Source organism: Streptomyces sp. NBC_00091, from assembly GCF_026343185.1.
In the GTDB taxonomy this organism is placed as follows: Bacteria; Actinomycetota; Actinomycetes; order Streptomycetales; family Streptomycetaceae; genus Streptomyces.
Map to the genome: position 1 here is coordinate 137881 of NZ_JAPEMA010000002.1, position 19408 is coordinate 157288.

The following is a 19408-nucleotide window of genomic DNA, read 5'->3' on the forward strand; positions in this document are numbered from 1 at the left end:
GCGTAGCGATCCACGCACAGTCGGCACCGGGCAGCTCCCCTGCTCCCCTGCTCCCGCCGCCAGCCTCCCAGCACCGGTGGACGGCGTCGGTCATGGGCGGGCGCACCGCCTCGTGCTGGTGCCTCGTGTGGCCGCTGCGGCCCCGGGTGTCCGGCGCGGCGTGCCAGGAGCCCGGGGTCGGAGGCTCTAGCCTCTGCGCATGGCTGAGATGTTCGAGCACATTCCGCACGTGTGGACCGCTGCGCGACTGCGCGAAGCTCTGGCAGACCTGCCTGATGAGACGCCGATCCACATCGGCGTCGCGGACGGGCCCGGGGACTTCGAGGGGTACGGCGAGTACGTCCTCGTCGAGGCGGAGCCGGTCGAGATGGACGTCAGCGCATCCGGTGCGGCGGAGGTGCGGTTCACCCTCTTCGCGGACGCGCGGGCCGGCGCCTACTACCTCGACACCGACTGACGCCGGCGTGCCTGCGGCGTGCCGCACCTTCGGCTGAGGACTCCGCGCCGAACTGGCAGGCCCTGCCCACGCTGTCGCACCTGGCCCAGTCCGCGCTCCAGCCCGCATCCGGCAAGAGCCGTACCCGCCGACGCACCTCCCCCAACGCCCCCCGACTTGGCGCTGTCGGCCGGCCGGCCGTCACCGCCCCACCACGCCCCTCCCCTGCCCGCGTTCAGCAAAGGGTCCGGACCGTTCTGCCATTCGGCTGATCTTCCGGCCCGTCACCCCCGCGTCCCGGGCGGGGCCGCTCCCTCCGCCCCCGCCACCCCTTCTCATGGGACCGGCTGCCCCGCCGCAGCCGGCATCCCGCATTCCAGGAGGCTCGCGCAGGCATGACGGACCCCGCACGCGTCGACGTCCACCAGCACCTGATCCCCCCGGAGCGCAGCCGCGCGATGGCCGACCGAGCCACGGCCCTCGGCTGGCCCGCGCCCGCGTGGGACAAGCCGAGCGCGATCGCGATGATGGACCGCCGCTCGATCGCCACCGGCGTCCTGTCCTACCCTGCCCCGCTCGCCGCCCCGGACGACCCCGCCGGAGCCCGCGCAGGAGCCCGGAGCGTGAACGAGTACACCGCCGAGCTGGTCAAAGACCGGCCCGACCGCTTCGGCCACTTCGCCATGGTGGACTTCCCGTACGACACCGCCCGCACCGCCCTGCACATGGCCCTGAACGGTGTTCCGAGCCGTTACCCCCGCATCAAGGTGATCCTGCCCCACGCGGGCGGCTTCCTGCCCTACGCCGCCCACCGCTTCGCCATCGCCGCCCACCTCCACCCCGGCACCACCCCCGAGAGCCTCCTGACCGAGCTGCGGCGCTTCTACTTCGACACCGCCATCTCCGCCGGCCCGGCCGCCCTGCCCTCGCTCCTCGCCTTCGCCGCGCCCGGACACGTCCTGTACGGCAGCGACTTCCCCATGCTCCCCGAAGAGTGGGGCACCGGATTCGACACCGGACTGGACGAGTACCCCCACTGGGAGGACGGCCAACTGCACGCCGCCGTCAACCGCGGCAACGCCGAACTCCTCATCCCCCGGCTCACCCAGACCTGAGCCGCCCCTGCCCGCGCCGACCGCCAGCCCGCCGTCCAAGAGCTTGGCCGGTCCCAACTGGCGGCATGGGTGATGTCCGCGCAGCTACCGGGCCTGGCCGGGCTGCAGAAGGGCAACGAGCCGTCGCCATCCCGGACGGCTACGGGCGTGACCACGTTCTGCTTGCTCTTGCTCGGAGATGAACCTGTCCCGGTCCTTGCGTCCTACGGCCGGGCGCCGAACCCGGATCTCGATGCCGTCGATGATTCCCCAAAGAGTCTCATCGGCTGCCGTCTGCACCGCGCGCCTTCAACGGTCACCTCGGCGGGCCAGGTGCCATGCTCGACGAAGTACGCCACGGCATGGCCGGCGACGTCGAAGGCAACAGTGTCCCGGTCGGCGTAGCTGTCGACCTGCCCGTTGGAGAGCAGATAGCCACCAGAGGAACCTTCGCCGCACGGATCGACGAGATGCTCACCAGGGTCGCCTTCCCCGGCCATCAACACGACCATCGCGCGTTCGCCGTTGGTGACCACGGCCAAGAGCCGCCCCGCGTCATTCTCGAACCACGTCTCATGGCTCGCCCAGTCCCACCGATGTCGAAGCAGCTGTCGAGCTTCCTCACCGGAGTAGGCGCGACCAACAGAGCCTTGCAGGTGCCAGCGGTTGGTAGTGGTCAAAGTGCTCCTGCCTCGAACTGGCGTCCCCGAACGGCCAGGGCCGGGACACAGGCGATGGCCACGCCGGGACAGCGTATGAAGAGGTCCCCATTCTCACACCCACGGCTACCGTCAAGATCGACTATGGGGAGCTGCTGCTTCTCCTCGGACGCCGGTCATACGCCGCCTCGCGTGCCTGGGGTGGGTGGGCTGGCGGGGCGGCGCCTGCTCTGGGTTCTTGTCCCCGGCCGGTGCCCCGCCGGTGCCCCGCCGGGGGCCGCGCGTGCCCGTGGCGGCTTGCCGTCGTTGTGCGCGTCCTCGGACCACCCGGTAGCGTTGAGCACGTGCGTTCCGCCCACACCGCCCCGGCACCGCCCGGCGGGGTAGCCGTCGATCGGCAGAGGAACGGGATCACATGGCAGAGCACAGCTTCCACGTCGGGGCGCCGGCAGCAGCGGTCGCTCTGGCCCTCCTGACAGCACTCGGTCCGACACCGGCGGGCGGCGCCGCACCACCGCACACCCGTACCAGCGGTACCACCGTGCCTGGCGCGGCTGCCGCGGCGCGGTTCGTGCCGGGTCCCTGCCCCAGGACGCCTGAACCGATCGAAGCGCTGGCCACCGCCCAGTGCGGTGTCCTGGAGGTCCCCGAGAACCGTGCCCGTCCCGGCGGCCGGACCATCCGGCTGGCCGCGGCGGTCATCCCGCCCGTCTCGGCGAAGCCCGCCCAGGACCCCGTGGTGTTCATGTCGGGCGGCCCCGGTGGCGAGACGTTCGACGACATCCCGTTCCTGGTCTCCTCCGGCCTGAACCGGGATCGCGAACTGATCGTCATGGCCCAGCGCGGCAATCTCTACGACAAGCCCAACCTCGCCTGCCCGGAGCTGGACCGCTTCTACGCCCGGTCGGTGGGGCTCCCGTCCTACGCACCGCAGACGGAAAGGCTCATGCTCGACGCGGTGAAGCAGTGCCGGGACCGCCTGGCATCCGACGGGACCGACCTGAGCGCCTACAACAGCGCCGAGAACGCGGCCGACTTCGCCGATCTGCGCACGGCACTGGGCATCAAGCAGTGGAACGTCTACGGCCACTCCTACGGCAGCAACCTGGCCCTGACCTACCTGCGCCTGCACCCCCAGGGGATCCGCGCGGTGGCGCTCGACTCGATCGCCCCCGCACAGTTCGTCTCCCTGCCCTTCGCCTGGGCCAACGCCCGCGAGGGGCTCGACAACCTCTACAAGGCCTGCGCGGCCGAGCCCCGCTGCAAGAGCCGGTACCCGGACCTCGAGCGCACCCTGAACGAGCAGATGCGCAAGCTGGAGGCCCAGCCACTGACGCTGAACGTCCGGCCGCCGCAGGGCGGAGACCCGGTGAAGGTCGTCCTCGACGGCGGCGCACTGCTGAACCTGCTGGTCGCCAAGGCGATCCCGTTCGTCGACGTCCCGACGGCGATCGACGAACTCGGCCGCGGACGTCCTGAGCGCTTCGCCCGGGCCCGCGCCGCGAGTTCGGTCCAGGTGGTCGGCGAGACCGCCCACGGTCTGACGCAGTCGGTGGTGTGCAGCGAATGGGTGCCGGACCACCCGCCGTCCGACGTGCTGAAGGCGGGCCGCGAAGCGTTCCCCGAATGGCCGGAGTCGGTCCAGGCCCAGGCGCCTCAACTGGCCTTCCAGGACCCGATCTGCCGTATCTGGAACGTCCCGGACCGCGCCGCTGCCCAACGGGTTCCCACCGTCAGCTCGGTGCCGACGCTCTTCTTCAACGGGACGTTCGACATGAAGACCGGGGCCAGCTGGGCGAAGAAGGCGGCCCGTACGCTGTCCCGCTCGACCACCGTGGAGGTGCCCGGGATCGGGCACTGGGTGGTCCCGCAGTCGCCCTGCGCCCAGAAGGTGCTGGCGTCCTTCCTCACCCGCCCGACCGCGCCCGACACCGGTTGCGTGGCGGGGCTCGGGTGGGAACCGTTCACGATCACCCCGAAGTGACCGGGAGGAATGATGGCACGGTCACGCGTACGACGGTTGCGCGCCAGGTCGGCCGCAGCGGCGACCGGAATGCTCCTCACCGGTCTGCTCGCGGCGCCGGCGAGCGCTCAGGAAGCAGCGAGCGCACAGGAGCCGACGAGCGCGCAGGCTCCGACGCCCGGAGGAGCGACCGGCACGGTCGCCCGCACCGTGGGCGACGCCCGCTTCGAACCGGGCCCCTGCCCGAAGACGCCGGAGCCGGTCGCAGAGCTCGAAGGAGCTCGCTGCGGAACGCTCACCGTGCCGGAGAACCGTACGAAGCCAGACAGCCGAAAGATCACCCTCGGTGTCGCGATCGTGGCGGCTGCGGTCGCCGAACCGAAGCCCGACCCGATCGTGTGGCTCGCCGGCGGCCCCGGCGACGACGCGGTCGGGGAGGCGAAGATGGCGATCGGCGGGGGCCTGAACCGCGACCGTGACGTGATCTTCATGTCCCAGCGCGGCACGTACTCGGCCGACCCGGCACTCACCTGCCGCGACGTCGACGAGTTCAACGCGCGCGCGACCGGCCTCGTCTACGACGCGCCGTCCACCGAGCGCGAGCACGTCGAGGCCACGAAGGCCTGCCGCGAGAAACTGGCGGCGAGCGGGGCCGACCTCAGCGCCTACAACGACATCGAGAGCGCCGCCGACCTCGCGGACCTGCGTACCGCGCTGGGCCTCCAGGAGTGGAACGTGTTCGGCATCTCCTACGGCACCCAGCTCGCGCTCGTCTACATGCGCCTGCACCCCGACGGAATCCGGTCGGTCGGCATCGACGGCATCCTGCCGCCGTCCACCGGCGGGTCGGCCGTGACATGGAGCGCCGCCAAGCAGGGCTTCGACGGCCTGTTCAAGGCCTGCGCGGAGCAGCCCGACTGCGACCGCCGCTATCCGAACCTGGCGGCCACCTTCGAACGGCTCGTCCGTGAGCTCGAGGCCAAACCGGTCACCACCACGGTCACGCTCCCCGACAGCCAGAAGCAGGTGAAGGTCGTCCTGGACGGCGGAGCCCTGGTGAACTGGATGACCGCCGCCACCCACGTGGCACCCCTGGTACCCCGCGCCCTCGACGAACTGGCCAACGGCAAACCCCAGCGGATCGCCGAGCAGTGGGCGGGCGGCAAGTACAGCCCCCAGGCCATCGGCCGGCTGTCCCACGGACTCGTCTACGGCGTCTTCTGCAGCGAGTGGACCCCGTACGAAACCGAGGCCGAAGCACTCCGGGCAGGCCAGGAAACCTACCCGTCCTTCCCCCGCTCGGTACAGGCCCAGGCCCCGCTGCTCACCTTCCTCCGCCCGGACTGCGACGTCTGGAACGTTCCCGCGGCGCCCCGCTCCATCCGCGACGTCACGAAGAGCGACATCCCCACCCTCGCCATCTCGGGCGGGTTCGACGCCCAGACCGCGGCGGGCAACGGCCCGTACGTGGCCCGCACCCTGCCCCGCGCCACCGTCGTCACGATCCCCTACGTAGCCCACGTGGTCTTCGCCACGTCGAAGTGCGCCCAATCCATCACCGTCTCCTTCTTCGACACCCCCACGGCCCCGAACACCGACTGCCTCAAGGACCTCAAGCCCCCGACATTCGAGATCGCCCCCTGAGCGCCGGTGGCCGACCTTGTTCCAGGCGAAGGAAAGAAGGTGGTGACCGTGAACCGGACGGCGTTGTTGTGCACCGCCGGGGGCGCCATGCTTGTGGTTGCACTGGCCGGTATCCCGAACCCGCAGGCATACGCCACCGGCGACGACCGCGAGAAGCGCAGTGCAGCGGTTCTCCAGGAACTGGTGCCTTCCCCCGATAACCCGGGCTGTGCGGCAGCGGTCGGCAAACGCGGCGACGTCGTCTGGGAGGCGGGGAGAGGAAAAGCCGATATGGCGGCCGGGCGATCTATTACACCGACGACGGTCTTCGACATCGCCTCCAACTCCAAGCAATTCACGGCAGACGCCATCCTTTTGCTCTCCGGGCGGGATCGCCTCGCACTGAAGGACCCCGTATCCAATTTCTTCGACAATGCCCCCGACTGGACTCGACGCGTCACGCTGGCCGACCTGATGCATCACACCAGCGGCATTCCCGACTACGAGGACCTGCTGCATGCCAAGGGCGTCAAACTGACGGATCCAGCCGGCCAGCAGGACGCGATCGAGGCCATCCTCGCCTCACAGCCGGAGCATCCGCCAGGCCGGCGTTTCGCCTACTCCAACTCCAACTACATCCTGCTGGCCCATGTCGTTGAAAAGGTCACCGGCAAGCCTTTCGCAACGTTCATCCAACAGGAGTTCTTCACCCCGCTGCAGCTGCGCATGACTCTGTCCCCGGCGGCAGACGTTCCCGGCAAGGCGAAGTCGTACGACGAGAAGGACGGCTCCTTCACGCCAAACTCCTCCCCCTGGAAACAGTACGGAGACGGGTCAGTCCAAACCACCCCAGGCGAACTCGTCCGCTGGGCCGACAATTACCGCACTGGCCGCATCGGCGGAACGCAACTGCTCGCCGGGGTCACGGAGGGAGCGGTGAGCACGGGCGACACCCTGCGCGCGCGTGGCATCGAAGAAGGCCGATATGGGGCCGGAATCCTCCTCCTCCCCGACAAGAGCCTGGTGCACCGCGGCGACTGGGAGGGGTTTCACAGCACCTTCAAGGTGAGCCCGGACCGCAACACTGCCGTCACCGTCGTGTGCAACGTGGAATCACCCGATAATTTCCGCGCGGCAAACCAACTGCTGGACATCTGGACCAAATGACAGGTATGACCGCGACGATCTCGATGTCGTTCTGTTCCGGCTGGAGGGTTTCAGCCTCGCGGCCGGCCCGTCGGGCGGCAGATGGGGGGCATCCGCGCCGAGGCGTCGGCCGCCCGTGCCGAGCAGCCCAAGTGCCCGAGGCGGGCCCGATAGCGAGGGCGGAGCAGTACGGCGACACGGGTGCCAGAGGGGGAAGCGTTCCTCCGAGTGGGCTGACCCGAATGCCGCCCCTGCCTGTGGTCAGTCCGCCGCCGCGGGCTCGACGTCGAGGACCGCCTTGCCCTGGATGCGCCGCTCCAGCAGCGCCTGGGCGGCCTCGGTGACCCGCTCCCAGGAGCCGCGCCGGTCGACCTCCGGGGAGAGCCTTCCCGCTGCCACGAACTCCAGCAGGGTTGCCAGGTCCGGGCCGACCTCGTGGACGTCGCCGAAGCTGCTCATCGTCTTGGGCGGCCCGACGGAGAACAGCGAGTACGGCGCGAACACCGCCGGTTCTCCGGAGGCCCAGCCGATGCTCTGCACACCCCCGCCCGGCGCGAGGAGTTCCCAGGCGGCGGCCAGCTGTGGGCCGCCGACGTGGTCCAGGATGAGGTCCACCGGCCGGTCGATGCCCTCCAGACCCACCACCACCTCATCGGCGCCCAGCCCGGCCAAGCCGTCGGCGCGCGCCGGGGATCCCACCGAGGCGATCACATGGGCACCGCCCAGGGCGGCCAGCTGGACCGCGTAGCGGCCGACGCCGCCGGCCGCGCCGGTGACCAGTACCCGCCGCCCCAGAATGGGGCGGGAGCGCACCGTGCGGAGCGCGGTGATGCCGGCCATCGGCAGCGCGGCGGCGTCGGCGAGGTCGACGTGGGCGGGCACTTCGGCCACCGCGGTCGTGTCCACCGCCATCCGCTGGGCCCACGCGCCGGCGCCGAACGCCGCGACTCTGGCTCCTGCGCACGGTCCGGTGCCGTCCGCGGCGGCACGTACGACGACGCCGGCGGCGTCGTAGCCGTGCACGGTCCCGGCCGGAAGACTCCCGGCAAACGCCACCTCACCGCGGTTGAGCGAGATGTGCCGGACATCGAGCACCAGCTGATGCGGCGCCGGCCTGGGTTCCGCGACCGTCCCGAGCCGCAAGGATCCGGGAGCGTCTGGGTCAACCACGAGCGCGCGCATGTCCATCAGGGCTCCTCTGCAGAGGTGGCGTCATCCGGACCGGCAGTCCGGATGACGCACGCTAGTATGCGGACTGACGGTCCGTCTAGTGGAGAGGGAGCCGATGACCGAACAGCGCGCCGAACGCGCCGACGCGGCCCGCAACCGCCGCGCGGTGCTACGCGCGACCGAGCAGCTCCTGGCCGAAGGCGGCGGGGACCACGTGTCACTCGACCGGGTCGCCGCCCTCGCCGGCGTCGGCAAAGGCACCGTGTTCCGGCGCTTCGGGAACCGCGCCGGACTGCTCCAGGCGCTCCTGGAGGAAAGGTCCAGCGCCCTGCGCGACGCGATCAGGAGCGGCCCCCCGCCCCTGGGCCCCGGAGCGCCCGCCCCGGACCGACTGCTCGCCTTCCTCGATGCTCTCGGCGCGATCGCCGAAGGAAACGCCACCCTGCTCTCCGCTCACGAACAAGCCTGCGCCGAGGACAAGTACGGTGACCCCAGCTACCAGCTCTGGCACCGCCACCTCAGCACCCTCTTCGCGGACGGCCGCCCCGATCTCGACACCGGTTTCCTGGCCCACGCCGTACTCGCCGCCTTCGACGGCAGTCTGATCCGCCACGTGACAACGCCCGACGACCCGCGCCGCTTCACCCGTTCCGTTCAGCAGATGGCCATGACACTGCTCCGCCGTGACTGACCGTCGGATGTCCGGGCCCCGGGCCCGCCTGATGACCGCGAGCGAGACCCCCGGTTGCTCGTCTGAGAGGCCGCCGACTGCCGGAGGGCTGGTACCGCACCCCCTCTGACCAGGGAGTGTCACGCGGAAGCCGCTGTCTTGCTTTAAGGGGCAGACGCGGGGCAGTCAGCGCCGCCATCGTGGAGGAGTGCGGATGGACCCTGCTGTGGTCGTGACTGCGGTCATGGCGGCTGTGGGTTACCTGGCACGGCTGCTGTATCGCTGGGTCAAGGAGCGCGCGGAGGTCAAGAAGACCGAGCTTGCCCAGACCGGGCTGTCGGATCGTGTCCGGTTGCTGCCCGCCGGCAGCAAGTTGATCGAGCGGGACGGCGCGCGGAGCGTGGAGATCACCGTCGGCAGTGCCGGCCAGAGTGGATCGAGGTGACGGTGACCGAGTCCCCGACAACCGCCTTCGAGGCAGGCCCACAGCAGCGGCGACCAACGGTGCGGATGCTGCGGGACGACTTTGACACCCTCTACATCAAGGAGATGAGGGCCGTCACCGTGCACCTCATGTACCGGGGGGCCACCGCCTACGAAGCTGCCGATGCCGTGCACGAGGCGTTCATTGAGTTACTCCCGGACCGCTGGCGAACGATTGCCCATCCGCGTGCGTATCTCCGCACGGTTGCGTGGACGAAATACCTCCGTCAGGCCCATCATCGGGAGTCACCCGAAGATCCGGTCCCCGACCGCCCCGGCGGCACGTGTCCTGTCCGTGAGGTGATCCTCACCGAGACCCAGCAGCGGATCCTCGCCGCGGTCCAGCAGCTGCCGCCGGCCCAGAGGGAAGTGATCGCCTGGCAGTTGGACGAGTTCGAGTACGCCGAGATCGCGAGGTTCACCGGCAAGAAGGAGACGGCTCTTCGCACGAATGCGAAGAGGGGACGTGAGCGGTTGAAGGTGCTGCTGGATCTGGCACGGACTGGACGCAGCGAAGGAGGCTCGTCTGATGAATGACCGGCACAACCAGACCAATGCCGACGAGGCCCTCGGCATCCTCCTCCTTGCCCACGCCGAAGGGCTGCGCGAGGCTGTCGGTGCCAGCCTTCACACGGAAGCGGGACTGGGCAATCTGTGGTCTCTGAGGTACTCGGTGGCTCACGCCACCATGGAACAGCTCGTTGACCCGGATCCAGAGCGCGTGGAGCCGGCAGAGACTGTGGAGCCGGGTGACGGCCAGCTGCACGGGGCCGCGTTCGTCGGGGGCCGTCAGGTTCTTGACCCCAACGTGGCTGTGCGCAGGCTGGTCAAGGATCTGGACGGCGAGGCTGCCTTGACCCACCGCATGACCCGGGAGCTCGCTGGCATGAGCACCAGTGAGCGTCGAGCCTTCGGAAGGCCACGCCATTCACGGATCCTCTACAGCCTGCGGTACTACGTGGACCGCCTCCGGGCGCTCCAAGCGGGGTTCGAGCGACGTGCCGAGCTGAACCGTGCCGAGGTATTGGAGCGGCTCCAGGATTACCAGCTGAAGCTGGAATACGTCCGGCGTGAGTTCGAGATCGAAGTAGGCAACCACGAGGGCGAAGCAGCCGGCCTCGTGAGGTGGCAGGCCCGACTCCTGCAGGTGGCCCAGAGGGCAGAGGCTTTGAAGCGTCTTCGTGCGGACATCGTCTGGATCTTCGACAGCTCCGATGACCTCCAGGGGGTGCTGTCCTGACGGTCGCCTTCGCCACCCCAGGCCGGTTGGGCCGCCCCCTCTCCGGCCATGGCCACCCGCGTACAGCGCAGACATCGGCTGGGCGATGGGCGCCGGCAGAAGCTTCGGCCTCGCTGATGCCTCGCCCTCTTCATCAGCCGGATCTCGTTCGAAGCCTTCAGCGAGGACGACTCGATGGAGATCACCATGAGAGATGGTCCGACGAGGCCCGACGTCGTCATCTCCCTCTCCGATTTGCGCCACGTCGCCGTGTCGAAGCCTCCTGAGATTTCCGGCTGCTACATCGACGCGATCTCCCTGACGCACCTGCCGGTGATGCCACACCCCTGGCCCCAGGACGCAGCCGACCGCGTCGTCCGGTTCAACGGATTGAACGAGCTCGCATGGCTCCGAATCAGCGGCCCGGCCGAGGTAGACGTCGTGGCATCGATCGTGACCGTCTACACGGCAATGAGCGACGACGAAGCAGAACAGATCAGGACGCCGAGCTGACAGACCAGGTCCGCTGACGGGCCACATCGAGGGTGGCTTCTCCATTGGGAAGCCAATGAGCGGTCTACTTGGTTCTGACCGCGCTTCCGTGATGCTTGTTCGAGTTCGACGTGCTGCCGCGGCGGTTGTTCGGGGAGGTGGAGCTGCTGGCGTTCGCCGCGACCGCGAAGGCCGCGGCGGCCTCTGGCTGGCACTACATGGGGTGAGCGGTGAGTGATGCTCGTGACGGCGTGCTGTGAGGCATTCAGTGGAGCGGGATGCCGAGGAGGTTTTCCAGCTGGGGGATCGTCTCGGCCGGGGTGGTGTCCAGGGCGGTAGCGATACCGAGGTCACTGGCCGGCGTCAGATTGCGGGGTGAGTCGTCCACGAAGACGCACTCCTGTGCTGGGAGTCCGATGGCTTCCAGAGCGATCGTGTAGATGGCCGGGTCGGGCTTGCGGATGCCGTGGTGCTCGGAGAGGACCACGGCATCGCACAGGGTGTCGAGGCCGTAGTCCTCGTACGGGTCGTACGGGTCCGAGCCGATGCTGTTGGTGAGGAGGGCGACCTTCACCCCGGCCTGGCGCGCGGAACGGACGGCGGCGAGCATCGTCGGTTCCGGGCGGAGGTCGGCCAGAGCACGGCCGATCAGATTCGTTGCGTCGACGCCCAGTAGAGGGGCGGTGCGGGTGTTCCACGCGGCCTGGGTGATCGCGCCGAGCTCCAGATCCTTGTACAGCTCCCGGCCCACCGGGTCCACCGAGATGATGTCCAGAAACGCGTCGGGAGCCAGGCCCTCGCGATGGCAGAAGGCGCGGGTGCTGTCAGCGACGGGGGTCGTGAGCACTCCACCGAAGTCAAGGATCAGACCATGGCGTTGAGGCGTGGGCATACGTGGCTCCTGGCTTCTGGGGCTGCGCCGGCTGCGGATTCCGTAGAAGTCCTCCGGTGACTGCAACGTGATCACGTACCCACCACGTCGCCTTGCCAAGCAAAGTGCACCGCTTCCGCTCCCCCGTCATGCTCAGACACAGGTTCCTGAACCCTCGCCGGACTCTGGCCGACATGAGCTTGTACGGCAGGGACGGCTCTGCCGAGCGCGCGGCCAACCAGGTCAAACGCCATGGCGCGGTGGCTGCCACGTTGGACAAGCTCGTCCTCCGCGATGAAACAAGGGTGCTGGTCGCCGCCATCAACGAGTGGCCTTGATGTGGCACCCGTTGAGATCATGTGAGGGTGACCTCACGCCTCCCCGCCGGATGGACCATCGAGCAAATCCGCACGCTCTCACAAGACCGAACGGCCACCGCCCTCTCCCTGGACAGGCTCGCAGTTGCCGAAGACCCGAACCAGAGCGAATACACGACCCTCCAGCCTGAGGTAATCCTCGGATTCCACGACTTGTGCCTCGTGCTGGACGACGGCGATTGGTTCATGGGGCACCTCGACACCGACGGATCAGTCGTCTGCTGGGCCTCCTACGGCCCCGACCTGGCTGAGGCCATCCGCAACTTGTGAGTCAGCGTCTCGGCCCGTCCAGCCAGTCCCTTGAGGTCAGACGGGCGGCATCAGATCGCTCTCGCTGATGGTGAACGTCAGCGAAGGGTAGGTGAAGTCTGTTTCATTGTTTTCACGGCGTCGTAGTTGGTAAAATTCGCGCCTCTGCTCATCGTCGGCCGACATGAGGCGCGCACCCTGCGGGAGGTACACCTGTCCATCGCGAAACCGAACAAGGGTCTTTGATGTTCTAAAGGTCACGCCCAACCATTGGTTGTCCGCCGTCGGGGCGGGTGTGTCCAGTACGATCTTGTGCCTGAGTCGCCGATTCGCGTCGACAGAAAACGCGACGACACTGTTGTGGGCGAGGGGGATCTCGAACTTATCGACACCAGACTCCTTCGATTCGAAGATCAGCTTCCTCGGCGGGCTCGCTTCGGGATGCTGGTAGCAGGAGAAGACGGCGATGAACGACTCGTTGGCCAGATCGAGAGCTTGGTCGGAATGGCTGCCCATGGTTTTGTAGGCGTTCGTATAACTCTCGACGAGAGCGTTGTTGAAGCCGACCGAGAGCGCCGCACGTTCTTGAATCTGTTGCGCCAGCCGCTCGTGCACCGCCCGGAAACGCTGCGTCGGGCTGCTGTATCGAGTGGTGGTACGTACGAGAGGCACACCATCTGCCTCATCGATCTTGGTAAGCACGGCGCCTCGCCGGCCTTTTCCTGCGTCTTCTAGACGGGCCGACGCGGACAGCTCTGCAAAGAGATTCACCTCGGTCGGCAGATCGCACGAGATGATCTCTTCCGCGATTCTAGACTCGGGGGGCAATGTAGTCTCCCGCGTTCATGCTGAAGAGGAATTCGTCGCCATAATCAATGAAGGACGAGGTCCTGTTCTCCTCGGCGTACAGCCTGCGCAACTCGTCCATGCCCGCCGGCGTGGGTGGCCCCAGCTTCACCAGATCTCCGGCCGTCTTGAGAAACGTGTGGCCGTCTTTGTGAACGGCTTCGGCGCTCGAACAGCGCACGACGTATCCCAGACGGGTCGGGAGCAACTCGGCATCCAACGCTGAGGGCCGGATTTCGTGCGTGTACAGGCGGTTGGTGGACAGCGGCATGAAGAACACAGAGCCGGGGTAGAGCGTCAGGGTGAACTGCGGGGGGAGCGCGACCCCGTCGTGTCCTTCGGCCGGCTCCTTGAGGCGAAAGTGGAGTTTGGTCAGCCCGCTGGCACTTTTCACACCGTAGTCGAAGGCGTCTTCGGCCAGGGGCTGCAGCTTGTCGAGCTGATCGTAGAAGGTGCAGAAGGCCATGATGCCATTGACAGGCATGTCCTTGGTCTTGTCGGCATGGGCCGATATTTTGGCCTTGGCCTGCTTCCGCTCGGCCGTCGCAAGGGTGTTGTGGTAGATCTGAGCGAGGACGTGATTCAGCGGTGCCTGGTTCCGGAAGATGGTCGCGGCCTCGCGGTTCAGAGCCTCGACAATGCGCCTGTCGGTCGGGCGAAAGCTCTCGGTCGGCCCCGAGAGATTCGTGGAGCACCGGAGCAGGCGGAAATGCAGTTCCTCACCGTTTCGCTTGACGGGTGTCAGATAGATTCCGCTGCGATGGGCTGTTCCAGGCTTGGTGGACTCCGTCAGGGACTGGAACGCGTGTTCCGCACGGATCCGCCCGAAGTGATCGTCGCCGAGGCCGAAAAAACGGCGGTAGTAGACGCCGGCGCCGTGTACGCGAGTGGGAACTCGGCCTAGATCGACGAGGGTCCACGTTTTGTCGACGTCCTCGTGGTAACCGTGCGACAGCTCCCGGATAACGAATACCCGGGCAGCCGCAGCCAGTTGGCGGCCACTGATACCGGATACATCGCCACACAGGTAGACGGTCTTCTGCGCGAGGTTGGGCGAGCCAGAAGCAAGGTCCTCCGGCGTGACCATGGACCCGAAGAAGTCCCTGATCAAGTCATCATCTTGCAACGTCGAAGGCGCAACCAAGATGTTGCTCGCATCCTCGATGCAGGCTTCTGTCAACTGTGTTGTGTACATCAAACGGAACCGCACCCGCCATTCACAGATCTTGATGGATCACTCGCAACCGTGGAGATGGCAACGACCCGCACTCATGCATTTGCTTTGCGGAGCGGAAGCAAATGGAGACGGACCGTTGGATCTTGATGCTCTCACGGGGCTCGACAGCAGGCAACGGATTCTGCCGTACGGGGCGGTGTGCGGAGCTAAGCGATCCTGGAGCAGTACACGGAACCGCGTGACCACGACGAGCTGCTGATCACCGCCAGCCCCGCGCTGCGTGACACGTTCCTCGACACCACCGCAGCGATCGAGCACCCCCTCGCCGCCGCGATCGAGCAGCGGCTCGGCGACACCGGCACGCCCACCGCACGCGTGCTCGCGGCGAGCGTGGCCGCCGCGGTTCGGGTCGCACGCCAGCAGTGGCTCCAACCCCCGACCGCACCCCTCACGGCCGGTGGGCTTGTCCTGCCGTCCGGCTCGTTGCCCGACCTGCTCCGCTCCGCGCTCGCCACACTCGCACCCGCACTTGACGCCGCCGAAGAACAGGCACAGCAACGCTCGCATCGGTCAGTCCGTTCCACTGAGGCGGCTCCGACGTCGCAGTAGGTCCTGCACTAGCCACGGGCACGGCTGGACCCCGTCCGCCTCGGGTACGCCCGCGCCTCGACCGCGCGGCGGCCCCTGGACGCACAGCCGGACCGCCTCGCCGAAGCCGGGGTCATCCAGTTCCGGTCCGATCCTCCCCAAGAGTCAAATTCGGCCATCAGTGCGCCTCCCAATGACGCAAAGCCGCTATCCCGCGAGCTGCTGAAACGTCACTCCCGAAGGCGCTCCCGGGGAATTCAAAGTAAACCCCTTTCACCCGAAATGACTAGGGCACGAGTAAACGTAGACAGGCGGGCAATCGGGGCGCCATGTCACGCATATCCTGTGTGCCGCGAGGCCCCGGGCAGGACAGCCGAACATGGCAATTGCCGCCGTTTACGCAGGCCAGTAGCCCGGTGACGGGCTGCTCCGGCTATCCGCCCGTTGAACGTCGTACAGGCGGACAACCCTCGCAACCGCCTTCGTCTCTTCAGATACGAGCATCTGCCGAAGCCATTGCCGTCTGGTAGCGATTCAGCACCTGAATGCCGCTTCGAAGCATTGCTCAGAATCGGACATGGAATGATTACCGAACACTCCGATACGCCTCTCGCGGCGCTGCCGGCCAACGACGACTACCAGCTGGGTACCGACGCCTACAGCGATGAGCAGCGGATCGCGGTCCTCGCCAAGCTGGAGGGGTACCTCGGCGAGCGGAGCGGGCGTCTGCTGGGGTACCAGGTCAACCTGTCGCTCGACGGCCACGCCGCCCTCGGGCGTTTCCTGGGCTACCACATCAACAACATCGGGGACCCGTTCGTCGACAGCAACTACAGCCTGCACTCGCGCTGGCTGGAGCGGGCGGTCCTGGAGCACTACGCCCGCCTGTGGCACGCCCCCCTGCCCCAGGACCCGGCCCACCCCGGGAACGAGGACGGGTGGGGGTACGTGCTGTCCATGGGCAGCACCGAGGGCAACCTGTACGCGATGTGGAACGCGCGTGACTACCTCGACGGCAACGCCCTGGTGCGTGACGAGGTCTCCGGCGAGGCCAGCTGCCGGACCAGCTACCTGCGGGCCAAGCACCCCGACGACAACCCCAACGCCTACGCCCCGGTGGCGTTCTTCTCGCAGGAGACGCACTACTCGCACATCAAGGCGATGCGAGTGCTGGACATCCCGACCTTCTACGACCTGGGCGGCAGCCTCTACCCCGGCGAGTGCCCGATCGACCTGGCCGACACCGGGATGCAGACCTACAACGGCTGGCCCCTTGGAGGAGTTCCGACCACCGGCGGCGATGAGGGACCCGGCACCGTCGACGTCGACGCCCTGGTCGCCCTCGTGGAGTTCTTCGCCGCCAAGGGCCACCCCGTCCTGGTGAACTTCAACGTCGGCAGCGTCTTCAAGGGCGCCTACGACGACGTCCAGACCGCGTGCGAGCGCCTGCGCCCGGTCTTCGAGAAGCACGGCCTCGTCGACCGCACCGTGCGCTTCGACCCCGACGACCCGAAGCGGGTCAGTGTCCGCAACGGCTACTGGATCCACGTCGACGGCGCACTGGGCGGTGCCTACGCCCCGTACCTGGAGAAGGCCCGCGACAGCGGGCTCATCGACAGCGCGCCTCCGGTGTTCGACTTCCGGATCCCCGAGGTGTCCTCGATCGTCACCAGCGGCCACAAGTACCCCGGTGCGCCCGTCCCCACCGGGATCTACATGTCCCGTGCCGGATCCAAGCTGCGACCGCCGTCGGACCCCGCGGTGGTCTCCTCCCCGGACAGCACGTTCGCCGGCTCCCGCAGCGGATTCGCCTCCCTGGCCATGTGGAACCACCTCGCGCAGTTCAGCGAGGAGCAGCAGGTACGGCAGGCCGCCGAGGTCCTGCGGATCGCCGAGTACACGGCGGAACGCCTCAGGAGCCTCAGCGCGCAGTTGAAGGAACGCGGCGAGCCCTGGGCCGAGGACGGCATCGAGGTCGGCCACGGCGACCACGCGCTCAGCGTCTGGTTCCAGCAGCCCCGCGCCGAGATCACGCAGAAGTACTCGCTCGCCTGCGTGCCGCTCAACCTCGGTGGCCGCCGACACGACTACAGCCACGTCTACGTGATGCCGCACGTCACCCAGGAACTCATCGACGAGCTCCTCGACGACCTCTCCCGCCCCGGAGCATTCGACCGCTCCGCCGACCAGGACGCCGAACGGCCCCCGCTCCCCCGCCAGCGCTGACCCGCGGGCGGGCAACCGTACCGCAGCCGCACGGCCGCCTCCTGGCGCTGTTGCCCCGCACGTCCCCGCGTGCGGGGCAGCAGGCCGTGGGTGCGGCCCGCCGTCCCGTCACCGCCCCTGGCTCCCGGCGAATCCAACGGCGGTTCCCCGTCTCCGGGTTCCCGGGCATCAACGAAGACCACCTGCGAAGCAATTCGGGAGGACCCATGAGCTCGTTCCTGGACACGATCACGCCCGAGGCGCTCCACGCGGATCCCTATCCGATCTATCAGCGGCTCCGACGTGACCACCCCGTGGCCGAGATCCCCGCGCTCGGCTGCTGGCTCGTCACGCGCTGGCAGGACGTACGTCAGGTGATGAGCCACAGCGAGAGCTTCACCACCAGATTTCCGTCCGCCATGTCGGAGATCTTCGGACCGGAGAACATCCTGTCGAGTAGCGGCGACATCCATCAAGGCATGCGCGCCAGCGTCGAGGAGGTCTTCGAGCCCGAACGGGCCGGTCTGGCCCGGGAGTACGCACGGAAGCTGGTCATCGAGCGGGTCTCCGGCATGCACGGGCGGGCGGACCTCATGGGCGAGGTCCTGCAACCCGTCACGGCAGAGGTGTTCCGGTGGATGCTGAGCCTCGAGGTCGAGAGCACGACCCTGCTGCGCATGGCACAGGCCCTGTGGCTGGGCGTCCTCAATCCGGGGGACCCCGCCAAGCTCGCGGTGTCGGCCGCCGCCATGAACGAGCTCGACGCCGCGCTCACCCCCTGGTTCGAGGGCCTCGGCCCTGACCCGTCCTCGGCGATCGCACGGTGGCGGCACATCGCCCCTGGAAGCGCTTGTCCGCGAGGCGCCGCGGAGGTCCTCCCGACGATCCGCGTGGTCCTCCCGTCCCTTCCCGAACCGGGGTGGGCGGCGGGCAGCCTCCTGGTCGCGCTGTTCAACGACCCGGACCAGCGGGGACTCGTCCGGGACCGCCCGGAGCTCCTCGGCGACGCCGTCCACGAAATCCTGCGCTGGATGCCGCCGTTCGGGCTCGTCGGCCGTATGACCACCCGACCGGTGGAGCTGGGCGGCACGCGCCTGCCCGCCGGTGCACACGTCCTGGCCGCGATCGGCTCCGCGAACCGCGACGAGACGGTGTTCGAGCAGCCCGAAACCTTCGATCTCCGCCGCCGACGGCAGCCTCTGGCCTCCTTCGGCTACGGAGAACACACCTGCCTCGTGCGCGCGTTCATTCCCGCCGTCGTGGAAGGCCTGGTCGCCGGCGTCCTCGACGTCCACCCCGGCGTCCGCGCCGACCCCTCGGAGCAGTCCTGCGTAGCCGGCTGGAGCGCCCGCTACACCGCACGCCTTTGCGTGGACGGCCTCGGCGACTCCGCCACCGCGTACCCGCCAGGCCAGCGCCGGGCAGTGGCAGCGCAGCTGACCGCCGCAGGGGGGAAGCAGCCGGAGCCGGTCAGGGGGTGATGGAGAGGACGATCTTGCCGGTGGTGCGGCCGGTCTCGCCCAGCGTGTGGGCCCGGGCGGCTTCTTCGAGGGGGAAGACCGCATCCGCGATCACGCGCAGGAGGCCGCCCTCGACCAGGGAGGCGATCTCGCGCAACCCCGCGTGGTCGGGCTCGACGAGCATGAACACCGCCCGTACCCCGGCTGCCTCGGCCTCCTCGGCGGGGAAGGTGTCGTCCAGCGGCAGGAGCGAGATCAGCGTGCCGCCCGGCCGCAGCGTTCGCAGGGACCGGGCCCAGTTGGGGCCGCCGAGGGAGTCCAGCACGACATCGACGTCCCGGAGGGTCTCGGCGAAGTCCTGGGTGCGGTAGTCGATCAGCTCGTCGGCGCCCAGCGAGCGCAGCAGCTCGTGCTTGGGGGCGCTGGCCGTGCCGATGACGTACGCGCCGCGGGCCTTGGCGATCTGCACGGCCAGGTGGCCGACGCCTCCGGCGGCCGCGTGGATCAGGACGCGCTGGCCGGGCCGGATCACGCCGCAGGCATACCGCCGCACATTCCGCCCCGGTGGATCGATTCCTGGCACCTTCGAGCCGGCTCAGGAGCCCCCGCCAAGCGACGGTTCGGCGCAGTAGCGGCGAGCAACTCACCGTTCTGCCCGGCCGAGATCAGCCCCGGCGCGT

19 protein-coding genes and 2 pseudogenes are annotated in these 19408 nt (G+C 68.3%); 15 read left to right on the top strand and 6 right to left on the bottom strand.

The genetic code is table 11. The annotated features are described in order from the left end of the window. Positions 1 to 199 precede the first annotated feature (199 nt). Both OOK34_RS28365 and OOK34_RS28370 read left to right on the top strand, forming a co-directional pair. A complete protein-coding gene (locus OOK34_RS28365) occupies positions 200 to 457 on the top strand; it encodes a DUF6225 family protein (protein ID WP_267037007.1) in 258 nt (85 codons plus the stop codon). Between the two features lie 374 nt (positions 458 to 831). Continuing rightward, entirely contained in the window at positions 832 to 1551 is a 720-nt protein-coding gene (locus OOK34_RS28370; protein WP_267037008.1) for an amidohydrolase family protein, read from the top strand. A 203-nt stretch (positions 1552 to 1754) separates the two neighbouring features. Here the strand turns inward: OOK34_RS28370 and OOK34_RS28375 are convergent, their stop codons facing one another. After that, a complete protein-coding gene (locus OOK34_RS28375) occupies positions 1755 to 2210 on the bottom strand; it encodes a hypothetical protein (RefSeq protein WP_267037009.1) in 456 nt (151 codons plus the stop codon). A gap of 394 nt (positions 2211 to 2604) precedes the next feature. On the opposite strand from OOK34_RS28375, the gene OOK34_RS28380 reads away from it, so the two are divergent. From OOK34_RS28380 to OOK34_RS28390, 3 genes are all read left to right on the top strand, one after another. After that, positions 2605 to 4173 carry an alpha/beta fold hydrolase gene (locus OOK34_RS28380; RefSeq protein WP_267037010.1) on the top strand — a complete coding sequence of 523 codons (1569 nt, stop codon included), beginning with the start codon at positions 2605 to 2607 and terminating at the stop codon, positions 4171 to 4173. Between the two features lie 69 nt (positions 4174 to 4242). Next, complete coding sequence (locus tag OOK34_RS28385) at positions 4243 to 5796, top strand: alpha/beta fold hydrolase (protein ID WP_267037011.1); 1554 nt, start codon at positions 4243 to 4245, stop codon at positions 5794 to 5796. A gap of 39 nt (positions 5797 to 5835) precedes the next feature. Continuing rightward, positions 5836 to 6942: a serine hydrolase gene (locus OOK34_RS28390; RefSeq protein ID WP_267037012.1), complete on the top strand. Its 1107-nt coding sequence runs from the start codon at positions 5836 to 5838 to the stop codon at positions 6940 to 6942. 240 nt (positions 6943 to 7182) lie between these two features. On the opposite strand, the gene OOK34_RS28395 is transcribed toward OOK34_RS28390, so the two are convergent. Beyond that, complete coding sequence (locus OOK34_RS28395; protein ID WP_267037013.1) at positions 7183 to 8016, bottom strand: zinc-binding dehydrogenase; 834 nt, start codon at positions 8014 to 8016, stop codon at positions 7183 to 7185. Between the two features lie 190 nt (positions 8017 to 8206). Here OOK34_RS28395 and OOK34_RS28400 point away from each other — a divergent pair, with 190 nt between their 5' ends. The 5 genes from OOK34_RS28400 to OOK34_RS28420 all read left to right on the top strand — a co-directional run bounded on the left by OOK34_RS28400 (position 8207) and on the right by OOK34_RS28420 (position 10976). Then, positions 8207 to 8782, top strand: coding sequence for a TetR/AcrR family transcriptional regulator (locus tag OOK34_RS28400; RefSeq protein ID WP_267037014.1), 576 nt, complete (start codon positions 8207 to 8209; stop codon positions 8780 to 8782). A gap of 193 nt (positions 8783 to 8975) precedes the next feature. Next, a complete protein-coding gene (locus OOK34_RS28405) occupies positions 8976 to 9206 on the top strand; it encodes a hypothetical protein (protein ID WP_267037015.1) in 231 nt (76 codons plus the stop codon). After that, positions 9203 to 9781: an RNA polymerase sigma factor gene (locus OOK34_RS28410; RefSeq protein ID WP_267037016.1), complete on the top strand. Its 579-nt coding sequence runs from the start codon at positions 9203 to 9205 to the stop codon at positions 9779 to 9781. The genes OOK34_RS28405 and OOK34_RS28410 overlap by 4 nt, the downstream gene beginning before the upstream one ends. Then, a complete protein-coding gene (locus OOK34_RS28415; RefSeq protein WP_267037017.1) occupies positions 9774 to 10484 on the top strand; it encodes a hypothetical protein in 711 nt (236 codons plus the stop codon). Before OOK34_RS28410 ends, OOK34_RS28415 begins: the two co-directional genes overlap by 8 nt. 174 nt (positions 10485 to 10658) lie before the next feature. Then, on the top strand, positions 10659 to 10976 hold the full coding sequence (locus OOK34_RS28420; RefSeq protein ID WP_267037018.1) for a hypothetical protein: 318 nt from the start codon (positions 10659 to 10661) through the stop codon (positions 10974 to 10976). Positions 10977 to 11220: 244 nt separating this feature from the next. On the opposite strand, the gene OOK34_RS28425 is transcribed toward OOK34_RS28420, so the two are convergent. Further along, positions 11221 to 11847 (bottom strand): HAD family phosphatase, encoded by a 627-nt coding sequence (locus tag OOK34_RS28425; protein ID WP_267037019.1) that lies wholly within the window; start codon positions 11845 to 11847, stop codon positions 11221 to 11223. Positions 11848 to 12020: 173 nt separating this feature from the next. On the opposite strand from OOK34_RS28425, the gene OOK34_RS28430 reads away from it, so the two are divergent. Both OOK34_RS28430 and OOK34_RS28435 read left to right on the top strand, forming a co-directional pair. Beyond that, positions 12021 to 12164 (top strand): hypothetical protein, encoded by a 144-nt coding sequence (locus OOK34_RS28430; protein ID WP_267037020.1) that lies wholly within the window; start codon positions 12021 to 12023, stop codon positions 12162 to 12164. A 27-nt stretch (positions 12165 to 12191) separates the two neighbouring features. Then, entirely contained in the window at positions 12192 to 12473 is a 282-nt protein-coding gene (locus OOK34_RS28435; RefSeq protein WP_267037021.1) for a hypothetical protein, read from the top strand. 36 nt (positions 12474 to 12509) lie between these two features. On the opposite strand, the gene OOK34_RS28440 is transcribed toward OOK34_RS28435, so the two are convergent. Beyond that, positions 12510 to 13280, bottom strand: coding sequence for a hypothetical protein (locus tag OOK34_RS28440; protein WP_267037022.1), 771 nt, complete (start codon positions 13278 to 13280; stop codon positions 12510 to 12512). Then, a complete protein-coding gene (locus OOK34_RS28445) occupies positions 13264 to 14493 on the bottom strand; it encodes a hypothetical protein (RefSeq protein WP_267037023.1) in 1230 nt (409 codons plus the stop codon). The genes OOK34_RS28440 and OOK34_RS28445 overlap by 17 nt, the downstream gene beginning before the upstream one ends. A 192-nt stretch (positions 14494 to 14685) precedes the next feature. Here OOK34_RS28445 and OOK34_RS28450 point away from each other — a divergent pair. The 3 genes and pseudogenes from OOK34_RS28450 to OOK34_RS28460 all read left to right on the top strand — a co-directional run. Beyond that, a pseudogene (locus OOK34_RS28450) lies at positions 14686 to 15084 on the top strand (hypothetical protein); the annotation flags it as partial. Between the two features lie 561 nt (positions 15085 to 15645). After that, on the top strand, positions 15646 to 17289 hold the full coding sequence (locus tag OOK34_RS28455; protein WP_267037024.1) for a pyridoxal-dependent decarboxylase: 1644 nt from the start codon (positions 15646 to 15648) through the stop codon (positions 17287 to 17289). A gap of 206 nt (positions 17290 to 17495) precedes the next feature. Beyond that, complete coding sequence (locus tag OOK34_RS28460) at positions 17496 to 18749, top strand: cytochrome P450 (RefSeq protein ID WP_267037025.1); 1254 nt, start codon at positions 17496 to 17498, stop codon at positions 18747 to 18749. Here OOK34_RS28460 and OOK34_RS28465 read toward each other — a convergent pair. Beyond that, positions 18739 to 19257, bottom strand: a pseudogene (locus OOK34_RS28465) (NADP-dependent oxidoreductase); the annotation flags it as partial. The gene OOK34_RS28460 and the pseudogene OOK34_RS28465 overlap by 11 nt on opposite strands. Positions 19258 to 19408: the final 151 nt, after the last annotated feature.